The following is a 23,894-nucleotide window of genomic DNA, read 5'->3' as shown; positions in this document are numbered from 1 at the left end:
GAGGCGAAAATCTTGGATTACAAAAAAGAAATACGACAAAAATTTTTGGATTCTGGAATTGTTTTTACAGAAGCCGAATTATCCTCGATTGATTTTGCTGACTTTGGTTTAGGGCGGATTCAATCAGAAGGATTAAATTTAATCGTTTATGAAAATAATAATCGCTATTGTGCTAAAGAGATGGTTTTATTAGCTGGACAAACCTGCCCTGAACATAGACATCCACCCCGAAATGGAGAAGAGGGAAAGCGAGAAACATTTCGATGTCGTCAAGGGAGCGTCTATCTTTATGTTGAAGGAAATCCTACTGAAAATATTCAAAGTACAATTCCAGAAGGACAGGAATCTTATTACACCGTTATGCACGAGATAGAACTAAAACCTGGTGAGCAATATACTATTGAGCCTAACATAAAACATTGGTTTCAAGCGGGTAAAGACGGTGCAGTGATTTCAGAATTTTCTTCACCTAGTGATGATCCTAGTGATATCTTTACAAATCCAGCAATTGAACGAGTGACAAAATAAAAAAAACAGACTAGGACAATGTGCCCTAGTCTGTTTTTGAAAGGGAAACTAATGAAAAGTTATCAAATTGAAAATGAACATGTTCTGATAGAGTTTCTAGACTATGGTGGTACCATTACAAAAATGATTAGTAAAAAGACAGGCACGAATTTTGTTCTTTCATATGATGAATGGGAGTCCTATTATTTAAATCCTTACTTTTTTGGTGCGACAATTGGAAGAAATGCAGGTAGAACATTTCCGCCTCATTATATAAATTCACAGAAAGAAAGTGTCTTGTTAGATACTAATGAAGGTAACGTCCATTTGCATGGGGGAAAAAATGGCGTTCATCAAGTTATTTGGGAAGTTAGCAAGAATGATGAAAGTAGTTATAGTTTAAGGTATTTTGATGACAGCTCAAATTATGATCCAATGGCATTGAAATTAGTTTATCGACTTGAAGATAACCGATTTACGATAATTATGGAAGGAAACTCAGACGTTCCAACAATCTGTAATTTGACCAATCATATGTATTTTAACTTAAATCAGTCAAAAGAATATCCTATCACAAGCCATTTATTGAAAATAGCTCCGGCTAAAATTCAAATAATTGATGAGCAATTTATTCCTACTGGAGAATATTCTACAATGGCTATTCCGGAATATAGACAGTTTAATTTTCTTAAAGAAAAACCTATTTCGAAAAGTCTTAATTTAGGAACTCGTTTATCAAAAATATGTGCAGATGGTATAGATTTAGCATATTGTTTTTTAAAGCCTGAAGAGTCACAACCTAAAATAACGCTAACTGATGAGGCAAAAAGAAATAGATTAAAAATATACTCTGATCAAGAATCTTGCGTTGTTTACACGTTGAATAAGTTAAATCGTTTTCTTAAGGTAAATGGTGGCACTCCTATTCAAAAATTTGGAGGAGTGACATTTGAAATGCAGCGTAAACCTAATTATGTTCATGAGAGCGCTGAAGCTTTAAGTACTAACTATCATGCATACACGACTTTTGAAATTAACTAATAAGGAGGGAGTAAAATGAGTTATTATTTGGGAGTGGATTTAGGTACTAGTTCGTTAAAAATTATTTTGGGAAGGGATGGGAAGTTGTTAGGAAGTTCTAATAGCTCATTTACAATCAATTCTCAAGAAGTAGGCTATAGTGAAGAAAATCCTAATGATTGGATCAGAGCCTTCCATGAAGCATTGGCTGATTTGATTGATGAATTCCCTATTATAAAAACGGAGGATTTGGTTTTTAGCTTTTCTGGTCAGATGCATTCGCTTGTTTTGTTAGATAAAAATGGAAATGTCCTAAGACCCGCTATATTATGGAATGATAATCGAACTGTCGAAGAAGTGGCATTTTTGAAAGAACATTTTAATGAGCATTTATTGCAAGTGGAAAAAAATATTCCTTTAGAAGGTTTTACATTACCCAAAATTTTATGGATACAAAAACATGAGCCATCAATTTGGTCGCAGACTTGGAAATTTCTACTACCAAAGGACTATCTAATTTATTATTTGTCTGGAAAAGTTATGACTGAACCTTCTGATGCAGCGGGCACTATTTTATATGATGTCGAAAAACAAGTTTGGGATGAACTGCTGTTAAAAAAATTAGGAATTGATAAAGATCGTTGTCCAGATATCTTTCCATCTAAAGAGATTGTTGGAGAAATGAAATCTGAAATAAAGAAAAAATTTAATTTATCAGGAAAAATCAAGTTAGTATTAGGTGGAGCTGATAATGCTTGTGGAGCCTTTGGAGTAATCCGTAATCCGGATACTGAAGGATTAATCTCCGTTGGAACTTCAGGAGTAGTCTTAATATATGAAGGAGAGCAATCTGCTGATAATTTAGGTAAATATCATTATTTCAATTCTGTGATAAATAAAAATTATAAAATGGGTGTAACGCTTTCAGCTGGTTATTCATTAGACTGGCTAAAGAAAATAATGGCTCCAAATCAAAATTTTAATGAATTTACTCGTTTGGCTGAAAAAAGTTTTGCTGGTAGCCAAGGATTAACTTTTTTACCTTACTTATTTGGTGAACGGAGTCCTTATTTTGACCCAAATCTTAGTGGATGTCTAATTGGAATAAAAGCACATCATGATAGGGCGGACATAATTCGAGCTGTAATGGAAGGAATTGCATTTTCTTTAAAAAATGTTTTTGAAAACTTAGGAGTTGCCGAGACTAATTCGATTGATTGTTTCCGTGTTACTGGTGGAGTTGTCAAGAATCCCTTTTGGTTGCAAATGTTTGCGGATATTTTTAATAAAAAAATTGAAGTATTAAACTTCAATGAAGGTCCTGCATATGGAGCATTGCTCTGTGCAGCTACTGCAAATAATGAAATGCATAAATGGAAAGATGCTAATAAAGTTAAGAAAACCTACTATCCAATAAAAGAAAATATGGTGATGTATAAAGAAGCGTTTGATCGCTTTAAATTATTGAGTGATGGACGGTAGAATAAATGTAATATCTTATTTATAAAGAATAGCTATTTGTTAAGAATTAAGAAATAGAATATTACATTACAAGTGGATTCACATCAACCGATAAAACAATAGCAAAATATATTTTGAAATAAAAAGATGATAGAAATTACTTTAGATCTATAGGCGTATAAAAAAGTGAATCAAGCTTTGTTATAACATAATGAAAAGTGGTATGGGTAAGCCTAAATAATATTAAAACGAACATTTTTTGCTTAGACATACCACTAATGGTATTAAATATAGAAATATTTTTGAAAATAACTTTAACTAAAAAGTTAATGATTTGTAGCTGTAAAATTAACTAATAAATATTTTTAGGTGGAGTCAATAAATTTGAAGCGTGAGAATACATATTTGCAATACTTTACCCCTCTGACCTAGAAGAGCGACTTACTACTAGTAGTAAAAAAATGAAGATAATACTTACAGTAAGATAAACATGATGATACCCTGCGATATGTTGGTTTTGTGCTAGAAAACTGCGCTGGTTAATGACACCTAAAATTGTTACTAGAAAACTTTGACCTAAGGTGCGGCAAAGTGTAATAAAGCCAGAAACGCTACTTAAATTTTCTTGAGTCGCATAAGCTTGAGCGGAAATTACACTGACAGTAACCCCTGTGCCAATGAAAAAGCCAAGAAAACTTGATAGTAACAATAAAGCACCGTAACCAGTTGTATTGGGTAAGAAACTGAGAATTAAAAAGCCAGACAAAGCACCCGCTAAGATAAGTTGCAGGAGCTTTTTTTGTTTATAACGTAAGAGTAATTTGCCTGAATAATAAGAACCAAGAATAAAAAAGATAGAGGATGGTAAAAGTGCAAGACCACCTAATGTAGCGGATAGATGTAATTCAGTTTGCACCCACAGCGGTAGATAAACTTGAAAACCAATTAAAGCGCCATTAATTAGGAAGACACAAATTGTAAGTAAACGAAAATTACTAATCTGAATGGTTTGAATTGGGATAATTGGAACCGTCGTTTTCGTTTCTTGTCGATAAAAAAGAAAAAGTGTCAGTAATCCTAAAATTAAAAGCGCGCTCCCTATAAATATTTGGCTCGCCATCAATTGGATACCACTTAAGGTAATCAGTAGAGTGACAATAAGCGCGCTATATTGCACAAGACTATTTTGAGGAGAAGGAGCATAAATTTTTTCTTCTTGATAAAATAGTTGAACTAACGTTAAAACAATTAAGATAAAGGGAATATTAATAAAAAAGATCCAGTGCCAGCTAAGTTGACTTAAAATGACTCCACCCAGTAAAGGCGCAATAAGCGAGGCAATTCCCCAAGCTGAATTATTTAAGCCCATCACTTTTCCGCGGGTTGAAAGGTCAAATAACTCACCAATTAACGCAAAAGTCATCGGCATGATTCCACCTGCACCAATTCCTTGGATAACACGAGCTGTCAGTAAAAACCAACTAGAAGGGGCAAAGCCACATAAAGTTGTACCTAATAAAAAGAGTAATAAACCAGTTTGAAAAATTCTTTTTTTACCATAATTATCTGCCATTCGTCCAAAAATTGGCGTTGCTAGGGCGCTTGAAAAAAGATACGTTGAAAAAATGAGAGCAGTGAGATTGGGATTTCCCAAGTCATTGATAATCGCTCTGGTGGCAGTTACTACAATCGTGGCTTCAATTGCAGTTATCAATGTAGCGATATAAATTGCGACAATCATCCATTTTGTCTTTGTTTGGTTCAATTCCAATTCCTCCTGTAAAACAATTTATTTGACGAAGTTCATTATATGATTTATTATTTGCTTGCGCAAGTAAATAAACTGAAAAAGGAAGTGTCGCCGATGGAGAACGATAAAAATGAAAGTGATAGCTTAAAACAATTAGCTAGTGTTAGTCGTCGCTATATTAAATTAGTAGATAATTATCTTGCTCCACATCAATTAAACTCCAGTTTATATTATTACATTTTAAAACTACATGACTATGGAGATTTGCCACAAGAAAAGTTGGTTCAACTGACAGGTGTCAATGCGAGCAATGTCACGCGAGCTATAAAAAAACTAATCGATAGCCAGTATTTAAAACGAAAAGAAAATCCCAATGATCGTAGAGGCTATGTTCTTTCCCTAACACAAGAAGGACACGCGATATATCCGATTATTATTGAAGCATTACAACACGCAAACACAGCTTTTTTTGCTCCTTTAAACGCCGAGGAACAAAAATCGTTTATCGACTCACTTAATAAGTTAAGTGATTAGGTTGAAAGGATGACTACCATGAAAAATACAGAATTACTAAATAAAATTGTTACAATTCCAGATGACTATCAATTAGCACAAGAACGACATGAAACCCGTAATCGCCACAAGGTAACTATTTTGCGGTATCAAAAAGATGGGATTTTTGAACTAAATGGTCCTCGGATTATTGCGGTTTTTTTTAAAGATACTTTAGTGAGTGTTAAAAATCTTGCGATAGTTCCTGAAGGTAAATTACCGTCACCTGAACGTGCCCGTGCCCTTGCCGAAGATATTTTTGCTAAAAGTAATCGTAGTTATGCAAGAGGATTGTCATTTATTCGCATTGAACACCAACAACGGGAATTTATTGGAGAAGATAAAAAAACACATCAGTTTCCGGTTTTATGGATTAAATTTAGTCATACCAATGGCAGCTACAATTGGGTAACATTAGCAGGAAATGGTCAACTAATTGAGATGGAAATTGATTCACGCTGGGATTATTTCCGTGGTCGTCGTAAAACTGAAATGTGGGATAATGACGATTGGGTGTTAGCCAGAGAAGGAAAAGGACCGCAATTAAATAGCCCAAATGCATTAGCTTAAATGAGGTGAGTAAGATGAATGAATTGCAGTATGAAAACAACTTAGCGCTTTTAGGGCAGTTGCGCGATCAGCTCCAACGACTAGAAGAGACAGATTACATGACAGCTTACTATAAAGGCTATAGTGCTAGCGGGGCCACATTAGAAGAAATTAAAGAAGAAATGCAAATGCTGGAAGCGCAAATTCATAAGTTAGAAGAAGAACTAGATGATTTTGAATGGTAAGAAAGAAGGCGTAACCATGGATTATTGGGAAATGATTGCAGCTGTAGTTACGATACCGGCAGATTATCAAATTGCAGAAGAAGATCAGATTCGTAATGGTAAGTTGGTGCATATTTTTCGCTTACAACCAGAAGGAAAGTTTAGTCTGAATGGCCCGCGCATTATTGGCATCTTTGAAGATGATAATTTAATAAGTTTAAAAAATTTAAGTACATTGCCTAATGGTGAATTATTAGAAGATGATGTCGCTGTAGAACGAGCCGAAGAAATAATCGCGGAGGTAAACTGGGAATATGGAAGTGATAATATATTTTTGCGGGTAGACTACCAAGAGCGCAATTTTTATGCAATCGATGGACAAGAACAATTTTTCCCTGTTCAGTGGGTTAAGTTTGCAGCCTCATCTGGTAATTATGCTTGGGTAACATTAGGGGCAGCAGGGGAAATTATTGAAGTGGAATACGAGTCAGAATGGGATTATTTTCATGGTCGTCGTAAAACTGAAATGTGGGATAATGATGATTGGGTCCAAGCCTATTATGGTCAAGGACCACAATTAGCTAGTCCCAACGCGTTAGCGTAGTGAAAATAAAAAGAATTTCTAGGTGAAAAAGGTTTAGAATCACACATAACAGGAAAAAAGAGAATTCTCTACTGTAACAAGTTAGAGGATTCTCTTTTTTATAGCTAAAGAAATCAGAATAGGGTGAAATCTGAAAAACAATTGATTAAAATTCCAGCTTATTACTTGAGCGCTAAGTGAGTTTATTTAACTTTTCATTTTATTTTTGAAATGACAGTAATGTTAGTTTTTTGATAGTTAAATAAATGTCGCGTTTTTTGGTCAAGTTTTATAATAAAAATGTAAATGAAAGGAAGGAAAGATATGAAAAAATTACTAATTGTTCTGGTGGCACTATTAGGGATCGGTTTTATTGGTCTAAAAGTTGCTGACTACTTTATTATGGGTGGCGAACAATATTATGTAAAAATCACAACCGATGGACAAAGAGAAGACGTAAAAGCTGATAATGGTGAAAATGTCACGCAATATAAATATTCTTTACCTGGTTATGATAAAGATGGCAATGAAAAACAAATGGACTTTAATGCATTTAAAGATCGTCCTTTAAGAAAGAATGCCTATTTAAAAATTACTTGGAATAAAAATAAAGGCGTGACTTCATATGAAGAAGTCAAAGAATCTGAATTGCCCACAGCAGCAAAAGAAAAATTAGAGTAGGAGAAGTTATGGAAAATATAGTAGAAATCAACAACGTCAAAAAAACTTATGGTACAGGTAACGAAAAGAAAACAGAAGCATTAAAAGGAATTTCCTTTGATGTAAGAAAAGGTGAATTTGTTGGGATTATGGGAGCCTCAGGTTCTGGTAAATCAACATTATTAAATATTTTATCAACCTTAGACAAACCAACTGCTGGCAAAATTACAATCAATCAAAAAGACGTAACGAAATTAAAAGGCAATCAATTAGCAGATTTCAGAAGTGAAGAAATTGGCTTTATCTTTCAAGATTTTAATTTATTAGAAAATATGACTGCAGCCGAAAATATTGCAGTGCCCTTGTCATTACAAGGTGTAAAACCAAAAGAAATTAAACAACGAGTGAAAAAAATTGCGGAACGATTGTCCATTACGCATATTTTAGATAGTTATCCTGCTGCTATTTCCGGTGGACAAAAACAACGGGTTGCTGCGGCACGGGCTTTGATTACCCAGCCAACAATTTTACTAGGGGACGAACCAACTGGTGCCCTTGATTCCAAAAGTGCCCGGGATTTATTGGATACGATGGAAGAATTAAATGAAAAAGATCGCGTTTCTATTTTATTAGTCACCCATGATCCTTTTTCAGCAAGTTATTGTCAACGTATTTTATTTATTAAAGATGGTGTGATACACCAAGAACTTAAACGAGATCTTCAGACGCGAGAAGAGTTTTATCGTGAAATCTTAGCGCTTCTAGCGGAACAGTAAGGGGGAATTTAAATGCTTTTTAAATTATCTCTTACAGGAATTAAAGGAAAATTGCGAGATTACTTAGTACTATTTTCCGGTTTGGTAATGGCTTCGGCGATATTTTACATGTTTGAATCAATGGCAACTAACAAAGCCTTTTTAGAAAGTAACTCAATTATCTCATCGGTTGTAATGATTTTTCATCTCGGTTCGGTGTTATTGGCTATTATTACCTTAGTCTATATTCTGTATGCTAATTCATTTTTGATGACGATGCGGCAAAAAGACTATGCGATGTTTATGATGTTAGGCGCAAAAGGACGAAAAATTGCCCAACTCATTTTTGTGGAAACTCTATTTATTGGTATTTTAGCGACAATTGCTGGTTCTGCAATTGGGATTGGATTATCAAGTATCGTTAATCAGTTATTAACCAAACAATTAGATGTAAAAGTAACACACTTTTCACCCTTTAATACAGAAGCTTTAATGATTACATTCATTTTTTTCATCATCTTATTTTTAGTATCTGCGGTAATTAACGCTGGCTCAATGATTAAAAAACCGATTTTAACTCTCTTACGAGCAAGTGAAACACCAACTAAGAGTCAACGCAAAAATAGTTTATTATTTGTTGAAACTTTTTGTGGGATTGCCTTTTTAGCAGTTGGTTACTGGGTGATGGCGCAAGTAAATACATTAGGGTTTATAGCGTTAGTAATTGCACTAGTGACAATTATTTTAGGAACCTATCTAGTTTTCCATGGTGTTTTGATTTTCATTTTGCAACTTTTAAAACGTTCTGACCGCTTAGTTTTGAAAAAATTGAACGGCTTTACTTTTTCTCAGTTAAGTTTCCGTATTCAAGATTATACACGCATGTTATCAATGGTTGCTATGTTATTTGCTTTGGCGTTAGGTGCTTTGACGGTGGGGCTAGGTTTCCGCAATGAGATTCCTAAAATGACCGACCAAACTTCATCTTATGATTTAGTATTAAATAATGCTCAAGAAGCAACGCAAGATCAAGTAGATGCATTAAAACCAACTGAAAATACCACATACTTGCAAAAAGAAGATGATAAAACCGTTTATTATCTAAAAGATGAATTTAATAGACATCCGTTAACTGCGGTAGTTTATGAAAAAAATAAAACTAGAAAAACAGAATATGATGGGGATAAATTAGCTGCAGATGTACAAGCAATGGATGGTTTACGTTCTTTAGAATTACCAAGTCAAAGAACCAAAGACCATCAAGTTATTGACCGTCAAAGTTTTGAAGCACTCAATTTACCAGTAACGAAATTACAAGTGGTAAAAGTGAAAGATTTCATGACTGCTTTGCCACAATTGAAAAAATTAGCAACTGAAAATGTGACGAACAATAAAGAATTGAGTGATCCAACATCAATGGGGAGTCTTAGCCAAAAAGTGGACGCCTACACAGCTTTTAATGGGATGTTTTCTGGCTTTGAATTTATGGGCTTTTTCTTAGGCATTGCCTTTTTGACTATGCTAGCAAGTTGTTTAATGTTTAAAATCTTATCTGGAGCCAATAGTGACGTTCGACGTTATGCGATGCTAAATAAAATCGGTACCCGAAAAGGTTTATTAAAAGCATCTTTACGCAAGGAAATTGGAGTTTTGTTCCTTGTACCAGGAATTCTTGGAGTAACTCATGTACTGTTTGGTTTACAAATGTTTACGACTTTATTAAGTGAACCGTATGGCGATATCGCACTGCCATTCACTATTTTCTTTGTTCTATATTTTCTATATTATGTACTCACGATTTGGTTATATAGTGGGATCGTTTTGAAAAAAGTTAAATAGTTCTAGCAAATTTAAAGACCTGAACAAGTTGTATTTTAACTTGTTCAGGTCTTTTAAATATTTTTAGGTGAAATGATACGACTTAATCTAAGCAGTGTAAAGATTATGCAGAGAAGATAACTATTTTCACTTTGCTAAATGATGTTGATGGAGTTTACCAGGGCTATAAGTGTGGTGTGATATTTTTCATTTTAAGTATTTTAATAAATTATTGAAAACTATTTCATAGCCTTTTGGCAAAAGGTGCAAACCATCAAAGCTAAGTTCTTTTCGTAAATTTCCGTTCTTATCGGTTAATCCCTTATTAACATCAATCGCTTCATAGCCATAATTTTTTGCTAATTCCCCAATTTTTGCACTTGTTTGCGCTAATAGTTGATTGGTACGTTCATCGGAATAGCGACCACTTTCTCCCGTATGTGGATCAGTAAAATCATCAACTGTATTAATGGGATAAAATTTCATTGTATATAATTTGCTTTGTGGCAAAGCTGTTTGAACTTTGGTTAAAATAGTGGCGTAATTAGCCAATGTTTCTTTTTCTGAAATACCAAATCCAATATCATTTGATCCGATATTAATAAATATTTTTGCGGGCTGTAAATCAGCGATTAGTGTTTTGAAATGGGTTAGTACATCAGCGGTTGTAGTTGCGCGGATACCTCGATTATAGATGTGTAGGGGTAAGTTCAAATTTTCTTGTGTTTGTAATTTCTCCACAGGAAACATTTCCATCAAACTTGAACCTACAAAAACAATTTGATTTTTATCCGCAGTGTCATTCTCTAAAGCATATTGATTTAATAGTTGGTTTTGGAACTTAGCAAGTTGCGGATTAAGTTTTGTTAGTTTTTTTGTTTCTTCATTCATACAAGTCTACCAACTTTCTAGTTACCTTTTAAATTATCGTATTCTACAGAGCAGAATATTGTCAAATGATTCAAATCTATCTCCGGTATAAAAAACTTCTTTTCTAGGAAAATTTTTTACAATGAGTGCCTAATAGTAAGGTTAAATTTTTTAGGAAAAATAAAAGACTAAAGGAACACTTTGAATGTTTCCTTTAGTCTTATTTTAAAAATATTAGCCAAAAGAAGTCGACTAGCGCTAAAAAGCAACTTTTTAATAAGGTTTTATAATATTTTGCACGGTAAAAAGCCAGAGTTTGTGTACTAGTCTTTCTACTTGCGTATTTAAAGTGGGAAAAACTAGTATGCCAACTAGTAACATAACAAAAATGCTGAAAATAATGATAAAAGATAAATGTATTTTTTTGTGCATGAGAATGACTCCTTTTAATTACAACTTATTATAAGGTGTTTTCTCATGCTTGAGTAGGAACAATAGTGTAAGAAAAAACTATGTTAAAAGTCATGCTGCCCTTATGTTAAAAGGTCATAGATAGGAAACAGACTAGTGTAAGTTTCTTCGATATATTGCATTGCTTTAGCCGGAGTGTGCCACAAAGGGCTGTCTTTTTTTATGACTCGTCCAATTTGAAACTCAGCTTTTTTAACAGTATTTAAGCGGGTTAGAGCACTTTTTAAGTTTTCAGGAGTTAATGGTAATATTTCTGGCTTCGTATGATCTAAACTAATCACGCTGTCTTTTGGTAATGAATCAAAAATGGTAGGATTTTGTAGTAAAATTTCTGCCATTTCTTTTTGATTTTTTGGTTGATCAATAATAGCTAACCACATAAAAACATATTCTGGCCAAATGCCTATTTGAAAATGAGCGTTCATTTTATAGCCTCTTTTACCTTCGCTCATAGCAGCCCAGGTATTTTCAGGCGGATGAACAGTTCTTCTGCGATGTTGGGCAATGTGTAGATAAAAAGGTCGGTTAAAATTTTGTGACAGCATTTCGCAAATTGGTTGTCCAATGGTAGTAAAAACAGGTTGAATTTCACTGCGAATAGCGTTCATTCGCTCATCCAGTCCATTAACTGTAAAGACATTAAAACTATTTTCGTTAAACATTTAGTAACTCCTTTTTTATAATGAATAAGTTAAAGATAGCATAATAAAAAGTAGATATAAAAGAAACTAGTTTCTTTGCAGATGATGTTTAGAAAAGTTTGTTTATTGTTAACTTTGTTTAGCATTTTTTCTTAAAAAGTGAAGTCTAGCAATCTATTCGCTATGAGGTGTTTAATTTATGTTATTTCAAAAAAAAACGCTTGAAAGTGCTTACATTTGTTTTGTATTATGATAGATTGAATATATAAATAAAGTGTGGATTGTTACTAATACGATTAGGCAAGAACCGCAAATATAGAAAAAGATAGTGCCTATCTTTTCTATATTTGCGGTTCTTTTTTTGTAAAGGAGTGAGGAGATGTATGAAATAGCACAGATACTAAATAATAATGTAGTTATTATTTGGGATCATGGGCGCCAAAAGGCTATTGCGATGGGAAAAGGTATTGCATTTCAAAAAAAGAAAGGAGACTTTATTGCAAAAAAAGATATCCATAATTTATTTGTTTTGCGAAATGAGCAATCAGAACAAAATTTTTCTGCGTTACTAAAAGATGTTCCAATTGATTTTATCACAACGAGTTATGAAATTATTGAGCATGGAAAACTAAAGTATCGATTTCCTGTCCAAGAATATATTTATGCAACGCTCACTGATCATATTTATTTTAGTTATCAACGGATTATGAACCATGAGTACGTAACGAGCATGTTACCGGATTTAAGTGAACAATATCCAGTTGAATATCAAATCGCAAGAGATGCATTAATAATAATAAAAAATAAACTCGCTATTATTATGCCAGCTGGAGAAGTTGCAAATATTGCATACCACTTCATTAATGCAAAAGGGATAACGACTCAAGGCCGTTCTTCAAAGTTATCCGTTATAAAAGATACATTGACTGAAATTAGTCAGTTTTTACAAGCGCAAGATATTTCAAGAGATGAAGACGGTAATTTATATGATCGGCTAATGATTCATATTAAATATGCTATCGATCGTGAACCTGAAGAATTAAGTAGCGATGATTTAGCAGAACATTTTCGCGAAAAATTAATCAGTCAATATCCACAAGCTTATCAAATTGCTGGACAAATTTTTAATATTATTACAAGTAAAGCTGGCATTATACTGAGCTCTAATGAACAAGTCTATCTAACAATTCATTTACAACGATTATTACAAAGAAAGCAGGAAAAAAGATGAAAAAAGACGAAGTTGCCATGATTGGTTTTGAAATTGTTGCTTATTCAGGAGATGCACGATCAAAATTATTAACTTTATTAAAAGAGACTAAGTTAGGAAATTTCACTGAAGTTCAACCCACAATTGACATCGTCGATGACTTACTAAAAAAAGCACATGAATCACAAACAAAAATGTTAGCCACAGAAGCAGGAGGTGAGGAAGTAGAACTAGGCTTTATCTTTGTGCATGGACAAGACCATTTAATGACGACCTTATTATTGCGGGATGTTGTAATGGACATGATAGAACTTTATCAGCGAACAAATGTATAAGAAAAGAGTATGGAGGATTTTTTGTAACCAAATTGGGAGGTAAAAAAATGAATAAAATCATTCAGACGATTGAAAAGTGGAAACCTTTTTTTGAAAAAGTGTCAAAAAACAGCTATTTATCCGCCATAAAAAATGGTTTTGTCTCTTGTATGCCAGTAGTTATCTTTTCAAGTATTTTTTTATTAATTGCCTATGTTCCTAATATTTTTGGCTTTTATTGGTCTGAAAATACAGAAGCAATGATTATGACCCCTTATAATTTTACCATGGGATTTTTAGCGGTTGGGGTTGTTGCGACTACGGCAAAAGCACTAACGGATAATTTTAATCGAGACATGCCTAAAACAAATCAAATTAATATTATTGCACCAATGGTAGCTTCTATTTGTGGCTTATTATTATTAGCAACAGATCGGCTTGAAGGAGGAATTTCAACTGTATATCTAGGTTCCAGTGGATTGTTAGCAGCTTTTATTGTCGCATTTGTTACCGTAAATGTTTATCGTTTTTGTGTTAAGCGTAATATTACAATTCGCCTACCAGAAGAAGTTCCGCCTAATATTTCTCAAGCTTTTAAGGATATTATTCCTTTTGGGTTTGCGATTATCATTTTTTGGGTATTTGATTTCGCCTTTCGTTCGGCTTTTGAAATGAATTTTGCTCAAGGTGTTATTACTTTTTTCCAACCGCTATTCACGGCAGCTGATGGTTGGATTGGGCTAGCTATTATTTATGGCGCGATGGCTTTCTTCTGGTTTATTGGTATTCATGGACCATCCATTGTGGAGCCCGCCGTATCAGCCATTTATTATGTTAATATTGCAGCCAATGTGAGTGGTTTTCAAGCTGGAGAACACGCAACCAAACTATTAACACCTGGATTACAATATTTTGTAGCAACGTTAGGAGGAACAGGTGCTACATTTGTTGTACCTTTCTTATTTATTTTCTTTGCTAAGTCAAAAGCTAATAAAGCAATTGGGAAAGCAGCTGTTGTTCCAACTTCTTTTGGGGTGAACGAACCTATTTTGTTTGGTGGACCACTTGTATTAAATCCTGTTTTCTTTATCCCTTTTATTACAGCACCAATAATAAATGTATGGCTGTTTAAGTTTTTTGTTGATTTTTTAGGAATGAATAGTTTTCTCTATGTACTTCCGTGGACTTTTCCAGGACCAATTGGACTGATTTTAGGTACAGGCTTTAGTCCACTATCTTTTGTCTTAGCAGTAGTGTTGCCACTTGTAGATGCTTTAATCTACTATCCTTTCTTCAAATCCTATGATTTACAACGATATGAAGAAGAACAAGCTGAAGTAAATAAGGAGAAAATAGTGGAATCTGATGAAGACGCTATCGTAACACTGGTTTCTGATACAGTAATTTCTGATGAAAAAAATGTATTAGTTTTATGTGCTGGTGGTGGAACGAGTGGATTACTGGCCAACGCCTTAAATAAAGGAGCCCAAGAATTTAATGTAAGTGTTAAAGCTGCAGCGGCAGCTTGGGGTGCTCATCAAGATATGTTAGCGGATTATGATCTGATTGTTCTAGCACCACAAGTTGCAACTAATTTGCCGGATTTACAAAAAGATTGTGATCGTTTGGGTATCTCTTGTATTGCAACAGAAGGAGCAGAATATATTGCCTTAACAAGAGATCCGAAGAAGTCACTAGAGTTTGTTTTAAATACATTAAAACACAAAGGAGGAAATACAGATGATGTTGTCATTGCCTAAAGAATTTGTTTTTGGTGGGGCCACTGCGGCTTATCAGGTAGAGGGGGCTACAACAGAAGATGGTAAAGGTCCTGTTTGTTGGGATGTCTTTTTAAAAGAGCAAGGGCGCTTCTCACCAGACCCTGCCAGTGATTTTTATCATGAGTATCCAACAGATTTAGCTCTAAGTAAAGAATATGGCGTGGATGCAATTCGTGTTTCGATTGCATGGACCAGAATTTTTCCAAATGGTACTGGTGAATTGAATAAAAAAGGTGTGGCATATTATCATGCTTTGTTTGCCGAATGCTTAAAAAATGGCATTACACCATATGTGACATTGCATCATTTTGATACACCGTTAAATTTACATCAAAACGGGGACTGGCTAAATCCTAAAACAATTGATGCCTTTGTGGCATATGCTGATTTTTGTTTTGCTGAGTTTGGTAGTCAAGTGAAAAAATGGATTACTATTAATGAACCAGCTTCTATTGCATTTGGACAATATGTAGTAGGAAATTTTCCTCCTAATATTCAATATGATTTACCAAAAGCAATCCAAGCAATGCACAATCAAATGGTAGCTCACGCCAAAGTTGTTAATCTTTTTAAAGAAAAAGATTACACTGGCGAAATCGGTATTGTGCATATTCTTGAATCATATTATCCAGCGGAAGATTCAGTAGACAATTTAGCTGCTGCAAACACATGTAATGTTTTGTACAACCAATTCATGTTAGATGCTATTTATAAAGGGTATTATGATAATGATACTATGTTTGTTATCAATGAGATATTAAAACAGAACGATGGCAAGCTAACTATTTTACCAATGGATTTAACAGAACTTGCAAAAGCAGCAAAACAAATCGATTTTCTAGGTCTGAATTATTATCAAAGTCATTTTGTACAACCCTTTCACGGTGAAAGTTATATTCATCATAATGGTACCGGTGAGAAGGGGACAGCTGTCTTTCGTTTAAATGGTGTGGGTGAAAGAATTTACAATCCCGCTATTCCAAAGACTGATTGGGACTGGGTGATTTATCCTAAAGGTCTCTATGATATGATGCTTTATATCAAAAATCGTTATCCAAACTATCAAAAAATTTATGTTACAGAAAATGGTTTGGGAGATAAAGATCAGGTAGTAAACGGAGAAGTTTTGGATCAGTCCCGAATAGATTATGTTGCTATTCATTTAAAAGCAATCGAACAAGCTATTTCATCTGGAATTGAAGTAAAAGGGTATTTTATTTGGTCCTTACAAGATATGTTCTCTTGGACAAATGGATATAATAAGCGCTATGGGTTATTTTATGTTGACTTTGATAGTCAAAAGCGAATTCCTAAAAAAAGTGCACAATGGTGGAAAGAATTATCGGAATCTACTAAAAAAGGATAGCTAATCGATTATGAAAAGAGGAGTTATGACAAGTGAAAGTCGTAGCTTCTTTTTTATTAAAAAAATCCTTTCATTTTTCAAAACTAATGTTACAATTGTGTTACAAAAAATATTCGTAAATAAAAGTAAAGAAGTGATAATAGTGAAAAAAATGTTAGGGATTTTAACTTTAGCAATCCTATTGGTGGGACCAAATGTATATGCGGCAGAAGAAACAGCGACGAGTGTGACAACCACTTTGGAAGTTTTAGAAACATCAAACAGTAACGAAAGTATGACTACAAATTCTTCATCAACGGAAGCTAGTGAAGTGTCAACAGATACAACAATAGAAGCAAAGGAAGTTGGCGAAGCAATTAAAAATGGGATTGAAGAACAAACAGGGATACCAGCGGCTGCAGACAATAAAGCTGTAAATCAAAATGTATCAGAAATTAGAAATGAATTAGCCAGTGGACAGTATGATATCTCAGCTGAACAGCTGGCAAGTTATACAGATGAGCAATTAGAGGACGCCTTACAAATATTTACGCGGGTAAATCAAGACTTTTATGGCATGGATCTAGGGGCTTATGTCCGTTTGTTGACTGCTTTATATCAAGATAAAACAGTTAATGTTGCAGCAGCAAACGCAGCACTAAGTTTTGATCCTACTAGTCTTTCACTAGCAGAATTAAAAACTCAAGTGGCGGACTTACAAAACTATTTGCAAAATCTTTATCCCGCAAATAGTAGTTTTATTCCAATTCGCCAGTTGAGTAATGATGAATTGGTGGCCATTTTGAATTTTGTCACACCTTTACAAGAAAAAATGCTTACAGAAGAAGGGCGCTTTTTCCCTGGGATTGTAGCTTGGATTGCACGTTATGCATCTGAGGGTATTCCGCAAGCGCGAGGGGATTTGGCTAAACCAGTTGCGACAAACACTACTGAAACAACAAATAATTCTTCTAATCAAGATACAAGCTCTAAAGAAACAGCAACTACAAAAACAGCAACTACAAAAACCACAGACAGTACCAAAGCAGCTACTGGCATCCTTCCAAAAATGGGAGATAAGCCAATGTTTTATCTCTCTTTTGTTGGTCTTCTGGTAGTCATAATAGTGGCAATTATCTTTTATCGACGTAAAAAGAAATAAAAAATAAAAAATCCTTGTGAGATGGACTGAAGATAAATAATCAGTTCAAAATCACAAGGATCTTTTAATCGGGAAAACAGGATTTGAACCTGCGACCCCTTACTCCCGAAGCAAGTGCTCTACCAAGCTGAGCTATTTCCCGTCAACATTTCTTACGTTACTGCTAAAAAATGATTTTTGCAAAAGAAAGGCTTAAAAACAGGGACAAAATCGATTGTTTCATGACAGAGAAGTGTGCATCAGGTATACTAATTAAAAGTAGATGGGAAGCTAAGCTTTTTAGGAGGTTTTTATGGATTTTGCTAAGCAGGATTTTTCATATTACGAGCGTACGATTGCGTTAATGTATCGTAAATTTTTTATGAAGCGGATTGTTTTAACGCTAGTAGCCTTATTCATTGTCGTTATTTATAGTTTTATTTTTAAAGAACATCTTATTATGAATAGTGTTATTATTGTACTACTTTTAGGTTTGGTTATGCTGTTTTTTAAAAAGTTGCAGGAATTTCCTGAAGTTTACGGGAATTTTCTAACTCAAAATGAACCGCTTGCTCAAATTATTCAAATTGAAGAAGCAGAATACAGCTATAATGTTTTAAAAGACAATGTCTTTGTTGTAGCGATTAATAAAAAAGGGGCGCGTAATTTACCGGCTAGTAACAAACAATACACTTTACTAGTAGGCTTTGCGAAAAACTTTTTTACTATGCAACCGCTCGCGATTTATTATTATGATATGTTGGAGTTGACTTATGAAGAGAAGTTTCGCTTAAAACGCAATGGTTACAATAATGTTCCCCGATTTTTGCGGCGTTTTACTTGGACTAATTTAAAAGCAACTGCCGGTAATGGTGTGAATTTTGTGTTGGGGAATCTATTCTTTCTCTTTATTTTATACCGCTTGTTACGTTATTTATGGCGCTTTTTGCAACTGTTGTTCTAATTGTTATTTAAAAAAATAATTGTTGACAGCAATTTACCTGCAATGGTAGATTGATATCAAATTTAGGAAAGGGGTCATGTAGACATGGCACAGCGAACTGTTTTAATTGCAGATTGTTGTTGTATGGTGCAAAACATTGCAGCATACCGTTTTGTCATGCCTATTAATAGACCTAATTTCTAAAGCATTCGCGAACAGTTCTGTGTGCACCAGTAACTATTTGTGTATATTTTTAGAGTATTCGAGGTACTGATTAATAGTCAGTACCTCTTTTTTTATTTCTTAATTTAAGCTAAGGAGCAAAAGCATGATCATTAATCAAATTAAAGAAGCCATTGGAAATACACCACTGTTACGCTTTACCAGTTCACAATTACCAATTCCAAACGGGACAGAAATTTTTGCAAAATTAGAATTTTTAAATCCTGGCGGTAGCATTAAAGATCGTTTGGGGCAGTATTTAGTCAGTAGCGCTGTTCAAACAGGAAAATTAAAAGCTGGTGGCACTTTAATCGAGCCCACCGCAGGAAATACAGGCATCGGACTAGCGCTAGCGGCCCAAGCCTATGGCATTCAAACGATTTTTGTGGTGCCAGAAAAATTCAGTTTAGAAAAGCAAGCGTTAATGCAGGCACTAGGGGCAACCCTTGTACACACACCTACCAAAATGGGCATGACAGGAGCAATAAAAAAGGCAAAGGAACTCGCACAAGAAATACCAAATAGTTATTTACCGCTCCAGTTTGAAAATGAAGGAAATCCAAAAGCTTATTACGAAACACTGGGTCCTGAAATTGTGGCAGATCTTCCTGAAACAATTACAGCTTTGGTAGCAGGTGTTGGCTCTGGTGGAACGTTTGCAGGCACAGGGGCTTATTTAAAAGAAAAATATCCTGAAATTTTATTGTATGGTGTTGAACCAGCAGGCTCTATTTTAAATGGAGGCTTAAGTCATGCCCATGAAATTGAAGGTATTGGGGTCGAGTTTATCCCCCCATTTTTTGAAAATTTACCTATCGCAGGTTATGAAACAATCAGTGATGAAACAGGTTTTTCTTATACTCGCCAACTAGCAAAAGATTATGGGGTTTTAGCAGGTAGTTCAAGTGGGGCAGCTTTAGCGGCGGCTATTAATGTGGCTCAAAAATTACCAGCGGGTAGTGTGATTACGACTGTCTTTCCCGATGCTGGCGATCGTTACTTATCAAAGGATATTTACACACGTACTAAGTATTAATAAGAATTTATTCGACCAATTTTTTAGGAGGAAATTTTATGCATCGCAATACAAAATTAATTCATGGTGGCATTAGTACTGATCCGGTGACAGGAGCGGTGAGTGTACCAATTTATCAGACTTCAACTTACAAACAAAATGGTGTGGGAAAACCTAAGGGCTATGAATATTCCCGCTCGGGCAATCCAACGCGTTTTGCACTAGAAGAATTGATTGCCGATTTGGAAGGGGGGGTTAAAGGTTTTGCTTTTGCTTCAGGTTTAGCTGGTATTCATGCCGTATTATCAATGTTCAAACCAGGAGATCATATTTTATTAGGCGATGACGTGTACGGGGGAACTTTCCGGTTATTAGCGCAAGTTTTTGAAAAAAATGGACTGGATTATACAACTATCGACACGAGTGATTTAAATAATATTGCTGAAAACGTTCAAAAAAATACTAAAGCACTGTATTTGGAATCCCCAAGTAATCCGTTATTGAAAATAACCGATATTAAAGGCGCTACAGCACTGGCAAAAGCCAATCACTTAATCACGATTGTAGATAATACTTTTGCTACCCCATATTTTCAACAACCTTTAGACCTTGGAGCAGATATCGTGGTTCATAGTGGGACTAAATATTTAGGGGGACATAGTGATGTAGTATCTGGCTTAGTTACGACGAACAGCCCTGAGTTGGCAGAAAAAATCGGCTTTTTACAAAACGCAATTGGTGCGGTTTTGGGACCACAAGATAGCTGGTTAATGCAACGGGGTATCAAAACACTCGGGGTTAGAATGCGGGAACATCAAAAAAATGCCTTGACTGTGGCGCAGTTTTTACAAAATCATCCAGCAGTAGCAAAAGTCTATTATCCCGGTTTGACTAATCATCCTGGTCATGAAATTGCTTTAAAACAAATGCAAGGTTTTTCGGGGATGGTTTCTTTTGAACTTTCAGCTGAAGAAAAAACAACAGAATTTGTAGAAAGTTTAGCCTTATTTACTTTAGGAGAAAGTCTAGGTGGCGTCGAAAGTTTAGTTGAAGTACCCGCTGTCATGACCCACGCTTCGATTCCAAAAGACAAACGGGAAAAAGCTGGCATTAAAGATGGTTTAGTTCGTTTATCCATAGGGTTAGAAGATGAAAGAGATTTATTAGCAGATTTAAAAGCAGCTTTTGAAAAGGTGGGAGCATAATGGGGTTAGAATTTATTCCGATTTTTAAGGAATGGGCCAAGGAATACGATGAAACTGTAGCAGGACATGATCCAGAATATGCTGAAGTTTTTGCTAATTATTCAGAAATGTTAACTATGATTACTGAAAAAGCTGGACAAAATGTGTTAGAATTTGGCAGTGGCACAGGAAATCTAACCATTGCTTTGTTAAAAGCTGGGAAAAATGTTTTCCCAGTTGAGCCCTCTGCAGAAATGCGGGACTTGGCTAAAGAAAAACCAGAACTTGCCGGTATTGATTTTTTAGCCGGCGATATGGAGAATTTTCCGTTACCCGCGGGGAATATCGATACGATTGTCGCTAACTTTGTCTTTCACCATTTAAATGGAATTGAAAAAAAGCGAGCGTTGCAAAAATATGCGGTACTCTTACCAAAAGGTGGCAAAGTAATTATCGGCGATACGATGTTCGTTTCGCAAATGCGCTTTGATGATACCATTACCACAGCTATTAATACTGGCAAAGAGACACTGGCAGCAGATTTACAACGGGAATATTATCCTTTATTGCCCAATTTGGAAAATTATTTTCACGAAGCCGGTTTTACGGTAAAATTCTGGCAAATTAATTCTTTTGCTTGGATTGCTGAAGCGGTGAAACGCTGAGAAATTTTTTGGTAACACGACAATTTTAAGCATTGCAGCCGTGATAATAAAAAAATGAAACAAAAAATGTCTTCCCCAAAAACAATTAAGAAGGAGCAAAAAATATGAAGATGAATGTCGAAAGTTTTAATCTAGATCACACGAAAGTAAAAGCACCTTATGTCCGCGTAGCTGATCGCAAAACAGGTGGAAATGGTGATACGATTATTAAGTATGATGTCCGTTTTAAACAGCCAAATAAAGAACACATGGAGATGAAAAGTCTTCACTCCCTAGAACATTTGACAGCTGAATTGATTCGTAACCACGCTGATTATATTGTGGACTGGTCACCAATGGGATGCCAAACTGGTTTTTATTTAACGGTTTTAAACCACGATGATTACGATGAAATTTTAACTGTGTTGAAAAAGACGATGGAAGATGTGTTAAATGCAACAGAAGTTCCTGCCAGTAACGAAAAACAATGTGGCTGGGCAGCAAACCATACGTTAACAGGAGCCCAAGAACTGGCGCGTGAATTTTTAGCAAAAGAAGATGAATGGTCCACTGTTTTTGCAGCAGAATAATTCATTCATATAATAGTAGACAAATAAAAAGCGTACCCAACAAATGACTGTGGGTGCGCCTTTTATTTGTTTTTGTTTTATAAACTAGCATAATCACTAAATAGTTGGTGAAAAGTGGGGTTTGCTTTTTTTAGCTGCACTAAACGTCCAGTTTCACTTTTTAAAAAGCAGTGCTGACTTTCACCAGTTGTAAGAATTTTGGTTTCATCTGATACCGGTGTAATCTGATAGGTGAAATTTAGACGCGTACCGGTGTATTTTTCTACGTTGACGTGGATTTTGACCGTCTCACCGTAATGAATCATCTCTTTATATTGGCAACTCACGCCTAGAACTGGCACAATAATCCCACTTTCTTCTAACAAATGATAGGGCAGTCCCAAGTGTTCCAATAAAGCAACTCGGGCTTCTTCAAACCAACGAATATAATTGGAATGATGAATAATCTGCATTTGATCAGTTTCGTAATAATGGGGGCTACGGATATAACCAGCGTATTTTTCCATTTTGTCTCCTCGTCTTACTTGTTAACTTAGTAATAATCTTTATTTTACTAAAAAATTAAAAGCGGAATAAGTCATCGATTAATTCATAATCGTCATTATTAATCCGAATATCTGTTGCTTTGGCATTAGCCATCATTTGCTCAACATTTCTTGCGCCGGGAATAACAGCAGCAATATTTGGATTTTTTAAATACCAAGCTAAAACAAGTTGGGTTACGGTTGCATCATTGCGATGGGCGATAATCTTCATTTCTTCCATAGTAGCAATAATTTTTTGATAACGTTCTCCAGTGAAATTAGGATTTTTACTGCGGGAATCATTTTCGGCAAATTTTTGGTCAGCGGTATATTTTCCTGATAATAAACCCGATGCTAATGGGAAATATGGAATAAAGCTAATGTTGTGTTTAGCTAAGTAAGGGAAGAGTTCGGTTTCAGCTTCTCGATGCAATAAATTATAATTGTCTTCAACTACATCCACATAACCGTCTAAATTGGCTTCTTTAATTTGAGCTAAAGAAAAATTAGAAACACCAATTGCTCGAATTTTACCTGCTTCTTTTAATTCATGAAGTGCTTTTACTGCTTCATTTTTTTTCGTTGCTTCATCAGGAAAATGGATATAAAAAATATCAATATACTCTGTTTGTAGTCGTTTTAAGGCATCTTCCACTGCATTTTGTAAAAACTCAGGACTATTATCTAATTGCTCTTCATTACCGGGGACTTGGGCTGCTTTGGTGGCAATAATTACGCGGGCGCGGTCAAATTCAGCTTCTTGCAAAACTTCCCCAATTAATTTTTCCGATTGTCCAAAACCATACGCATAAGCGGTATCTAAGAGGGTGACACCATTGCGTAATGCAGTCCGTAAGACTTCTTTGCCTACTTTGTCATCCAAGTTTTTAAATAGGTTGTGACCACCAATTTTATTGGTACCTAATCCTAATGTGGATGCGTAAACTTGTGATTTGCCAATTTGTACATCTGCCATGAAAAAAACCTCCTATATGTTTTTTACTCTAATACAAGTCTAAATCAAACTGCCAAAAAGCTGAATTGAAACGTCTTATCAGTAAAACTTTTAAATGAAAGCAGGGAAATTTTGAAAAGCACTTTGAAAAATCTTGACATTTTC

At 34.9% G+C, this 23,894-nt stretch carries 25 protein-coding genes and 1 tRNA gene; 20 read left to right on the top strand and 6 right to left on the bottom strand.

The features are described 5' to 3' along the window. Positions 1-12: 12 nt before the first annotated feature. The 3 genes from IGI65_RS13610 to xylB are packed head-to-tail and all read left to right on the top strand — an operon-like array spanning position 13 to position 3,009. Entirely contained in the window at positions 13-528 is a 516-nt protein-coding gene (locus IGI65_RS13610) for a D-lyxose/D-mannose family sugar isomerase (protein WP_438774382.1), read from the top strand. Positions 529-579: 51 nt separating this feature from the next. Further along, positions 580-1,548, top strand: a complete 969-nt coding sequence (locus IGI65_RS13605; protein ID WP_438774381.1) for a hypothetical protein — start codon at positions 580-582, stop codon at positions 1,546-1,548. Positions 1,549-1,563: 15 nt separating this feature from the next. Further along, positions 1,564-3,009, top strand: coding sequence for a xylulokinase (gene xylB, locus IGI65_RS13600; RefSeq protein WP_438774380.1), 1,446 nt, complete (start codon positions 1,564-1,566; stop codon positions 3,007-3,009). A gap of 394 nt (positions 3,010-3,403) precedes the next feature. Here xylB and IGI65_RS13595 read toward each other — a convergent pair whose 3' ends face one another. Continuing rightward, positions 3,404-4,753 carry an MFS transporter gene (locus IGI65_RS13595; RefSeq protein WP_438774379.1) on the bottom strand — a complete coding sequence of 450 codons (1,350 nt, stop codon included), beginning with the start codon at positions 4,751-4,753 and terminating at the stop codon, positions 3,404-3,406. A 99-nt stretch (positions 4,754-4,852) separates the two neighbouring features. Here IGI65_RS13595 and IGI65_RS13590 point away from each other — a divergent pair, with 99 nt between their 5' ends. The 7 genes from IGI65_RS13590 (at position 4,853) to IGI65_RS13560 (ending at position 9,900) form a co-directional block, all read left to right on the top strand. Next, a complete protein-coding gene (locus tag IGI65_RS13590) occupies positions 4,853-5,272 on the top strand; it encodes a MarR family winged helix-turn-helix transcriptional regulator (RefSeq protein WP_095006685.1) in 420 nt (139 codons plus the stop codon). Between the two features lie 18 nt (positions 5,273-5,290). Beyond that, positions 5,291-5,860, top strand: coding sequence for a hypothetical protein (locus IGI65_RS13585; RefSeq protein ID WP_438774378.1), 570 nt, complete (start codon positions 5,291-5,293; stop codon positions 5,858-5,860). A gap of 14 nt (positions 5,861-5,874) precedes the next feature. Beyond that, entirely contained in the window at positions 5,875-6,084 is a 210-nt protein-coding gene (locus IGI65_RS13580; RefSeq protein WP_095006639.1) for a hypothetical protein, read from the top strand. Further along, on the top strand, positions 6,068-6,667 hold the full coding sequence (locus tag IGI65_RS13575; protein WP_438774377.1) for a hypothetical protein: 600 nt from the start codon (positions 6,068-6,070) through the stop codon (positions 6,665-6,667). Before IGI65_RS13580 ends, IGI65_RS13575 begins: the two co-directional genes overlap by 17 nt. Positions 6,668-6,970: 303 nt before the next feature. Continuing rightward, positions 6,971-7,327, top strand: a complete 357-nt coding sequence (locus IGI65_RS13570; protein WP_071865116.1) for a YxeA family protein — start codon at positions 6,971-6,973, stop codon at positions 7,325-7,327. A gap of 8 nt (positions 7,328-7,335) precedes the next feature. Then, positions 7,336-8,082, top strand: coding sequence for an ABC transporter ATP-binding protein (locus tag IGI65_RS13565; RefSeq protein ID WP_071865115.1), 747 nt, complete (start codon positions 7,336-7,338; stop codon positions 8,080-8,082). Between the two features lie 12 nt (positions 8,083-8,094). Then, positions 8,095-9,900 (top strand): FtsX-like permease family protein, encoded by a 1,806-nt coding sequence (locus IGI65_RS13560; RefSeq protein WP_438774376.1) that lies wholly within the window; start codon positions 8,095-8,097, stop codon positions 9,898-9,900. Between the two features lie 186 nt (positions 9,901-10,086). Here the strand turns inward: IGI65_RS13560 and IGI65_RS13555 are convergent, their stop codons facing one another. Together IGI65_RS13555 and IGI65_RS13550 are read right to left on the bottom strand one after the other, a co-directional pair. Next, positions 10,087-10,770, bottom strand: a complete 684-nt coding sequence (locus IGI65_RS13555; protein ID WP_438774375.1) for a GDSL-type esterase/lipase family protein — start codon at positions 10,768-10,770, stop codon at positions 10,087-10,089. Positions 10,771-11,282: 512 nt separating this feature from the next. Continuing rightward, entirely contained in the window at positions 11,283-11,882 is a 600-nt protein-coding gene (locus IGI65_RS13550; RefSeq protein WP_438774374.1) for a DUF1054 domain-containing protein, read from the bottom strand. Between the two features lie 358 nt (positions 11,883-12,240). Here IGI65_RS13550 and IGI65_RS13545 point away from each other — a divergent pair, with 358 nt between their 5' ends. From IGI65_RS13545 to IGI65_RS13525, 5 genes are all read left to right on the top strand, one after another. After that, positions 12,241-13,092: a PRD domain-containing protein gene (locus IGI65_RS13545; protein ID WP_438774373.1), complete on the top strand. Its 852-nt coding sequence runs from the start codon at positions 12,241-12,243 to the stop codon at positions 13,090-13,092. Continuing rightward, on the top strand, positions 13,089-13,406 hold the full coding sequence (locus tag IGI65_RS13540; protein WP_438774372.1) for a PTS lactose/cellobiose transporter subunit IIA: 318 nt from the start codon (positions 13,089-13,091) through the stop codon (positions 13,404-13,406). The genes IGI65_RS13545 and IGI65_RS13540 overlap by 4 nt, the downstream gene beginning before the upstream one ends. Positions 13,407-13,453: 47 nt before the next feature. After that, positions 13,454-15,145: a lactose-specific PTS transporter subunit EIIC gene (locus tag IGI65_RS13535; protein ID WP_438774371.1), complete on the top strand. Its 1,692-nt coding sequence runs from the start codon at positions 13,454-13,456 to the stop codon at positions 15,143-15,145. Further along, a complete protein-coding gene (gene lacG, locus IGI65_RS13530) occupies positions 15,129-16,532 on the top strand; it encodes a 6-phospho-beta-galactosidase (RefSeq protein WP_438774442.1) in 1,404 nt (467 codons plus the stop codon). The genes IGI65_RS13535 and lacG overlap by 17 nt, the downstream gene beginning before the upstream one ends. 151 nt (positions 16,533-16,683) lie before the next feature. Next, positions 16,684-17,673, top strand: a complete 990-nt coding sequence (locus IGI65_RS13525) for an LPXTG cell wall anchor domain-containing protein (protein ID WP_438774441.1) — start codon at positions 16,684-16,686, stop codon at positions 17,671-17,673. Positions 17,674-17,741: 68 nt separating this feature from the next. On the opposite strand, the gene IGI65_RS13520 is transcribed toward IGI65_RS13525, so the two are convergent. Continuing rightward, positions 17,742-17,815: transfer RNA gene (locus tag IGI65_RS13520), tRNA-Pro, on the bottom strand. 150 nt (positions 17,816-17,965) lie between these two features. Between IGI65_RS13520 and IGI65_RS13515 the strand changes: the two genes are divergently transcribed. From IGI65_RS13515 to IGI65_RS13495, 5 genes are all read left to right on the top strand, one after another. Then, positions 17,966-18,616 carry a hypothetical protein gene (locus IGI65_RS13515; RefSeq protein ID WP_438774370.1) on the top strand — a complete coding sequence of 217 codons (651 nt, stop codon included), beginning with the start codon at positions 17,966-17,968 and terminating at the stop codon, positions 18,614-18,616. Positions 18,617-18,923: 307 nt separating this feature from the next. Beyond that, the gene (locus IGI65_RS13510) at positions 18,924-19,853 is read left to right on the top strand and encodes a PLP-dependent cysteine synthase family protein (RefSeq protein WP_438774369.1); all 930 of its coding nucleotides are present in this window, start codon (positions 18,924-18,926) and stop codon (positions 19,851-19,853) included. A gap of 38 nt (positions 19,854-19,891) precedes the next feature. Beyond that, positions 19,892-21,037 (top strand): cystathionine gamma-synthase, encoded by a 1,146-nt coding sequence (locus tag IGI65_RS13505; RefSeq protein ID WP_438774368.1) that lies wholly within the window; start codon positions 19,892-19,894, stop codon positions 21,035-21,037. Then, positions 21,037-21,681 (top strand): class I SAM-dependent methyltransferase, encoded by a 645-nt coding sequence (locus IGI65_RS13500; RefSeq protein ID WP_438774367.1) that lies wholly within the window; start codon positions 21,037-21,039, stop codon positions 21,679-21,681. The genes IGI65_RS13505 and IGI65_RS13500 overlap by 1 nt, the downstream gene beginning before the upstream one ends. A gap of 104 nt (positions 21,682-21,785) precedes the next feature. Next, positions 21,786-22,250, top strand: a complete 465-nt coding sequence (locus IGI65_RS13495; protein ID WP_071865105.1) for an S-ribosylhomocysteine lyase — start codon at positions 21,786-21,788, stop codon at positions 22,248-22,250. Between the two features lie 77 nt (positions 22,251-22,327). On the opposite strand, the gene IGI65_RS13490 is transcribed toward IGI65_RS13495, so the two are convergent. Next, entirely contained in the window at positions 22,328-22,756 is a 429-nt protein-coding gene (locus tag IGI65_RS13490) for an acyl-CoA thioesterase (protein WP_071865104.1), read from the bottom strand. Positions 22,757-22,811: 55 nt separating this feature from the next. After that, entirely contained in the window at positions 22,812-23,750 is a 939-nt protein-coding gene (locus IGI65_RS13485) for an aldo/keto reductase (RefSeq protein WP_438774366.1), read from the bottom strand. Positions 23,751-23,894: the final 144 nt, after the last annotated feature.

It is taken from the genome of Enterococcus sp. DIV0755b (assembly GCF_051713765.1).
Classification (GTDB): Bacteria; Bacillota; Bacilli; order Lactobacillales; family Enterococcaceae; genus Enterococcus_C; species Enterococcus_C canintestini.
This window is presented reverse-complemented; position numbering and strand designations above follow the sequence as displayed.

Coding starts and splice junctions, on each gene's coding strand:
- IGI65_RS13605 (WP_438774381.1), top strand. CDS start 580: ATGAAAAGTTATCAAATTGAAAATGAACATGTTCTGATAGAGTTTCTA.
- xylB (WP_438774380.1), top strand. CDS start 1,564: ATGAGTTATTATTTGGGAGTGGATTTAGGTACTAGTTCGTTAAAAATT.
- IGI65_RS13590 (WP_095006685.1), top strand. CDS start 4,853: ATGGAGAACGATAAAAATGAAAGTGATAGCTTAAAACAATTAGCTAGT.
- IGI65_RS13585 (WP_438774378.1), top strand. CDS start 5,291: ATGAAAAATACAGAATTACTAAATAAAATTGTTACAATTCCAGATGAC.
- IGI65_RS13580 (WP_095006639.1), top strand. CDS start 5,875: ATGAATGAATTGCAGTATGAAAACAACTTAGCGCTTTTAGGGCAGTTG.
- IGI65_RS13575 (WP_438774377.1), top strand. CDS start 6,068: ATGATTTTGAATGGTAAGAAAGAAGGCGTAACCATGGATTATTGGGAA.
- IGI65_RS13570 (WP_071865116.1), top strand. CDS start 6,971: ATGAAAAAATTACTAATTGTTCTGGTGGCACTATTAGGGATCGGTTTT.
- IGI65_RS13565 (WP_071865115.1), top strand. CDS start 7,336: ATGGAAAATATAGTAGAAATCAACAACGTCAAAAAAACTTATGGTACA.
- IGI65_RS13560 (WP_438774376.1), top strand. CDS start 8,095: ATGCTTTTTAAATTATCTCTTACAGGAATTAAAGGAAAATTGCGAGAT.
- IGI65_RS13555 (WP_438774375.1), bottom strand. CDS start 10,770: ATGAATGAAGAAACAAAAAAACTAACAAAACTTAATCCGCAACTTGCT.
- IGI65_RS13550 (WP_438774374.1), bottom strand. CDS start 11,882: ATGTTTAACGAAAATAGTTTTAATGTCTTTACAGTTAATGGACTGGAT.
- IGI65_RS13545 (WP_438774373.1), top strand. CDS start 12,241: ATGTATGAAATAGCACAGATACTAAATAATAATGTAGTTATTATTTGG.
- IGI65_RS13540 (WP_438774372.1), top strand. CDS start 13,089: ATGAAAAAAGACGAAGTTGCCATGATTGGTTTTGAAATTGTTGCTTAT.
- IGI65_RS13535 (WP_438774371.1), top strand. CDS start 13,454: ATGAATAAAATCATTCAGACGATTGAAAAGTGGAAACCTTTTTTTGAA.
- lacG (WP_438774442.1), top strand. CDS start 15,129: ATGTTGTCATTGCCTAAAGAATTTGTTTTTGGTGGGGCCACTGCGGCT.
- IGI65_RS13525 (WP_438774441.1), top strand. CDS start 16,684: ATGTTAGGGATTTTAACTTTAGCAATCCTATTGGTGGGACCAAATGTA.
- IGI65_RS13515 (WP_438774370.1), top strand. CDS start 17,966: ATGGATTTTGCTAAGCAGGATTTTTCATATTACGAGCGTACGATTGCG.
- IGI65_RS13510 (WP_438774369.1), top strand. CDS start 18,924: ATGATCATTAATCAAATTAAAGAAGCCATTGGAAATACACCACTGTTA.
- IGI65_RS13505 (WP_438774368.1), top strand. CDS start 19,892: ATGCATCGCAATACAAAATTAATTCATGGTGGCATTAGTACTGATCCG.
- IGI65_RS13500 (WP_438774367.1), top strand. CDS start 21,037: ATGGGGTTAGAATTTATTCCGATTTTTAAGGAATGGGCCAAGGAATAC.
- IGI65_RS13495 (WP_071865105.1), top strand. CDS start 21,786: ATGAAGATGAATGTCGAAAGTTTTAATCTAGATCACACGAAAGTAAAA.
- IGI65_RS13490 (WP_071865104.1), bottom strand. CDS start 22,756: ATGGAAAAATACGCTGGTTATATCCGTAGCCCCCATTATTACGAAACT.
- IGI65_RS13485 (WP_438774366.1), bottom strand. CDS start 23,750: ATGGCAGATGTACAAATTGGCAAATCACAAGTTTACGCATCCACATTA.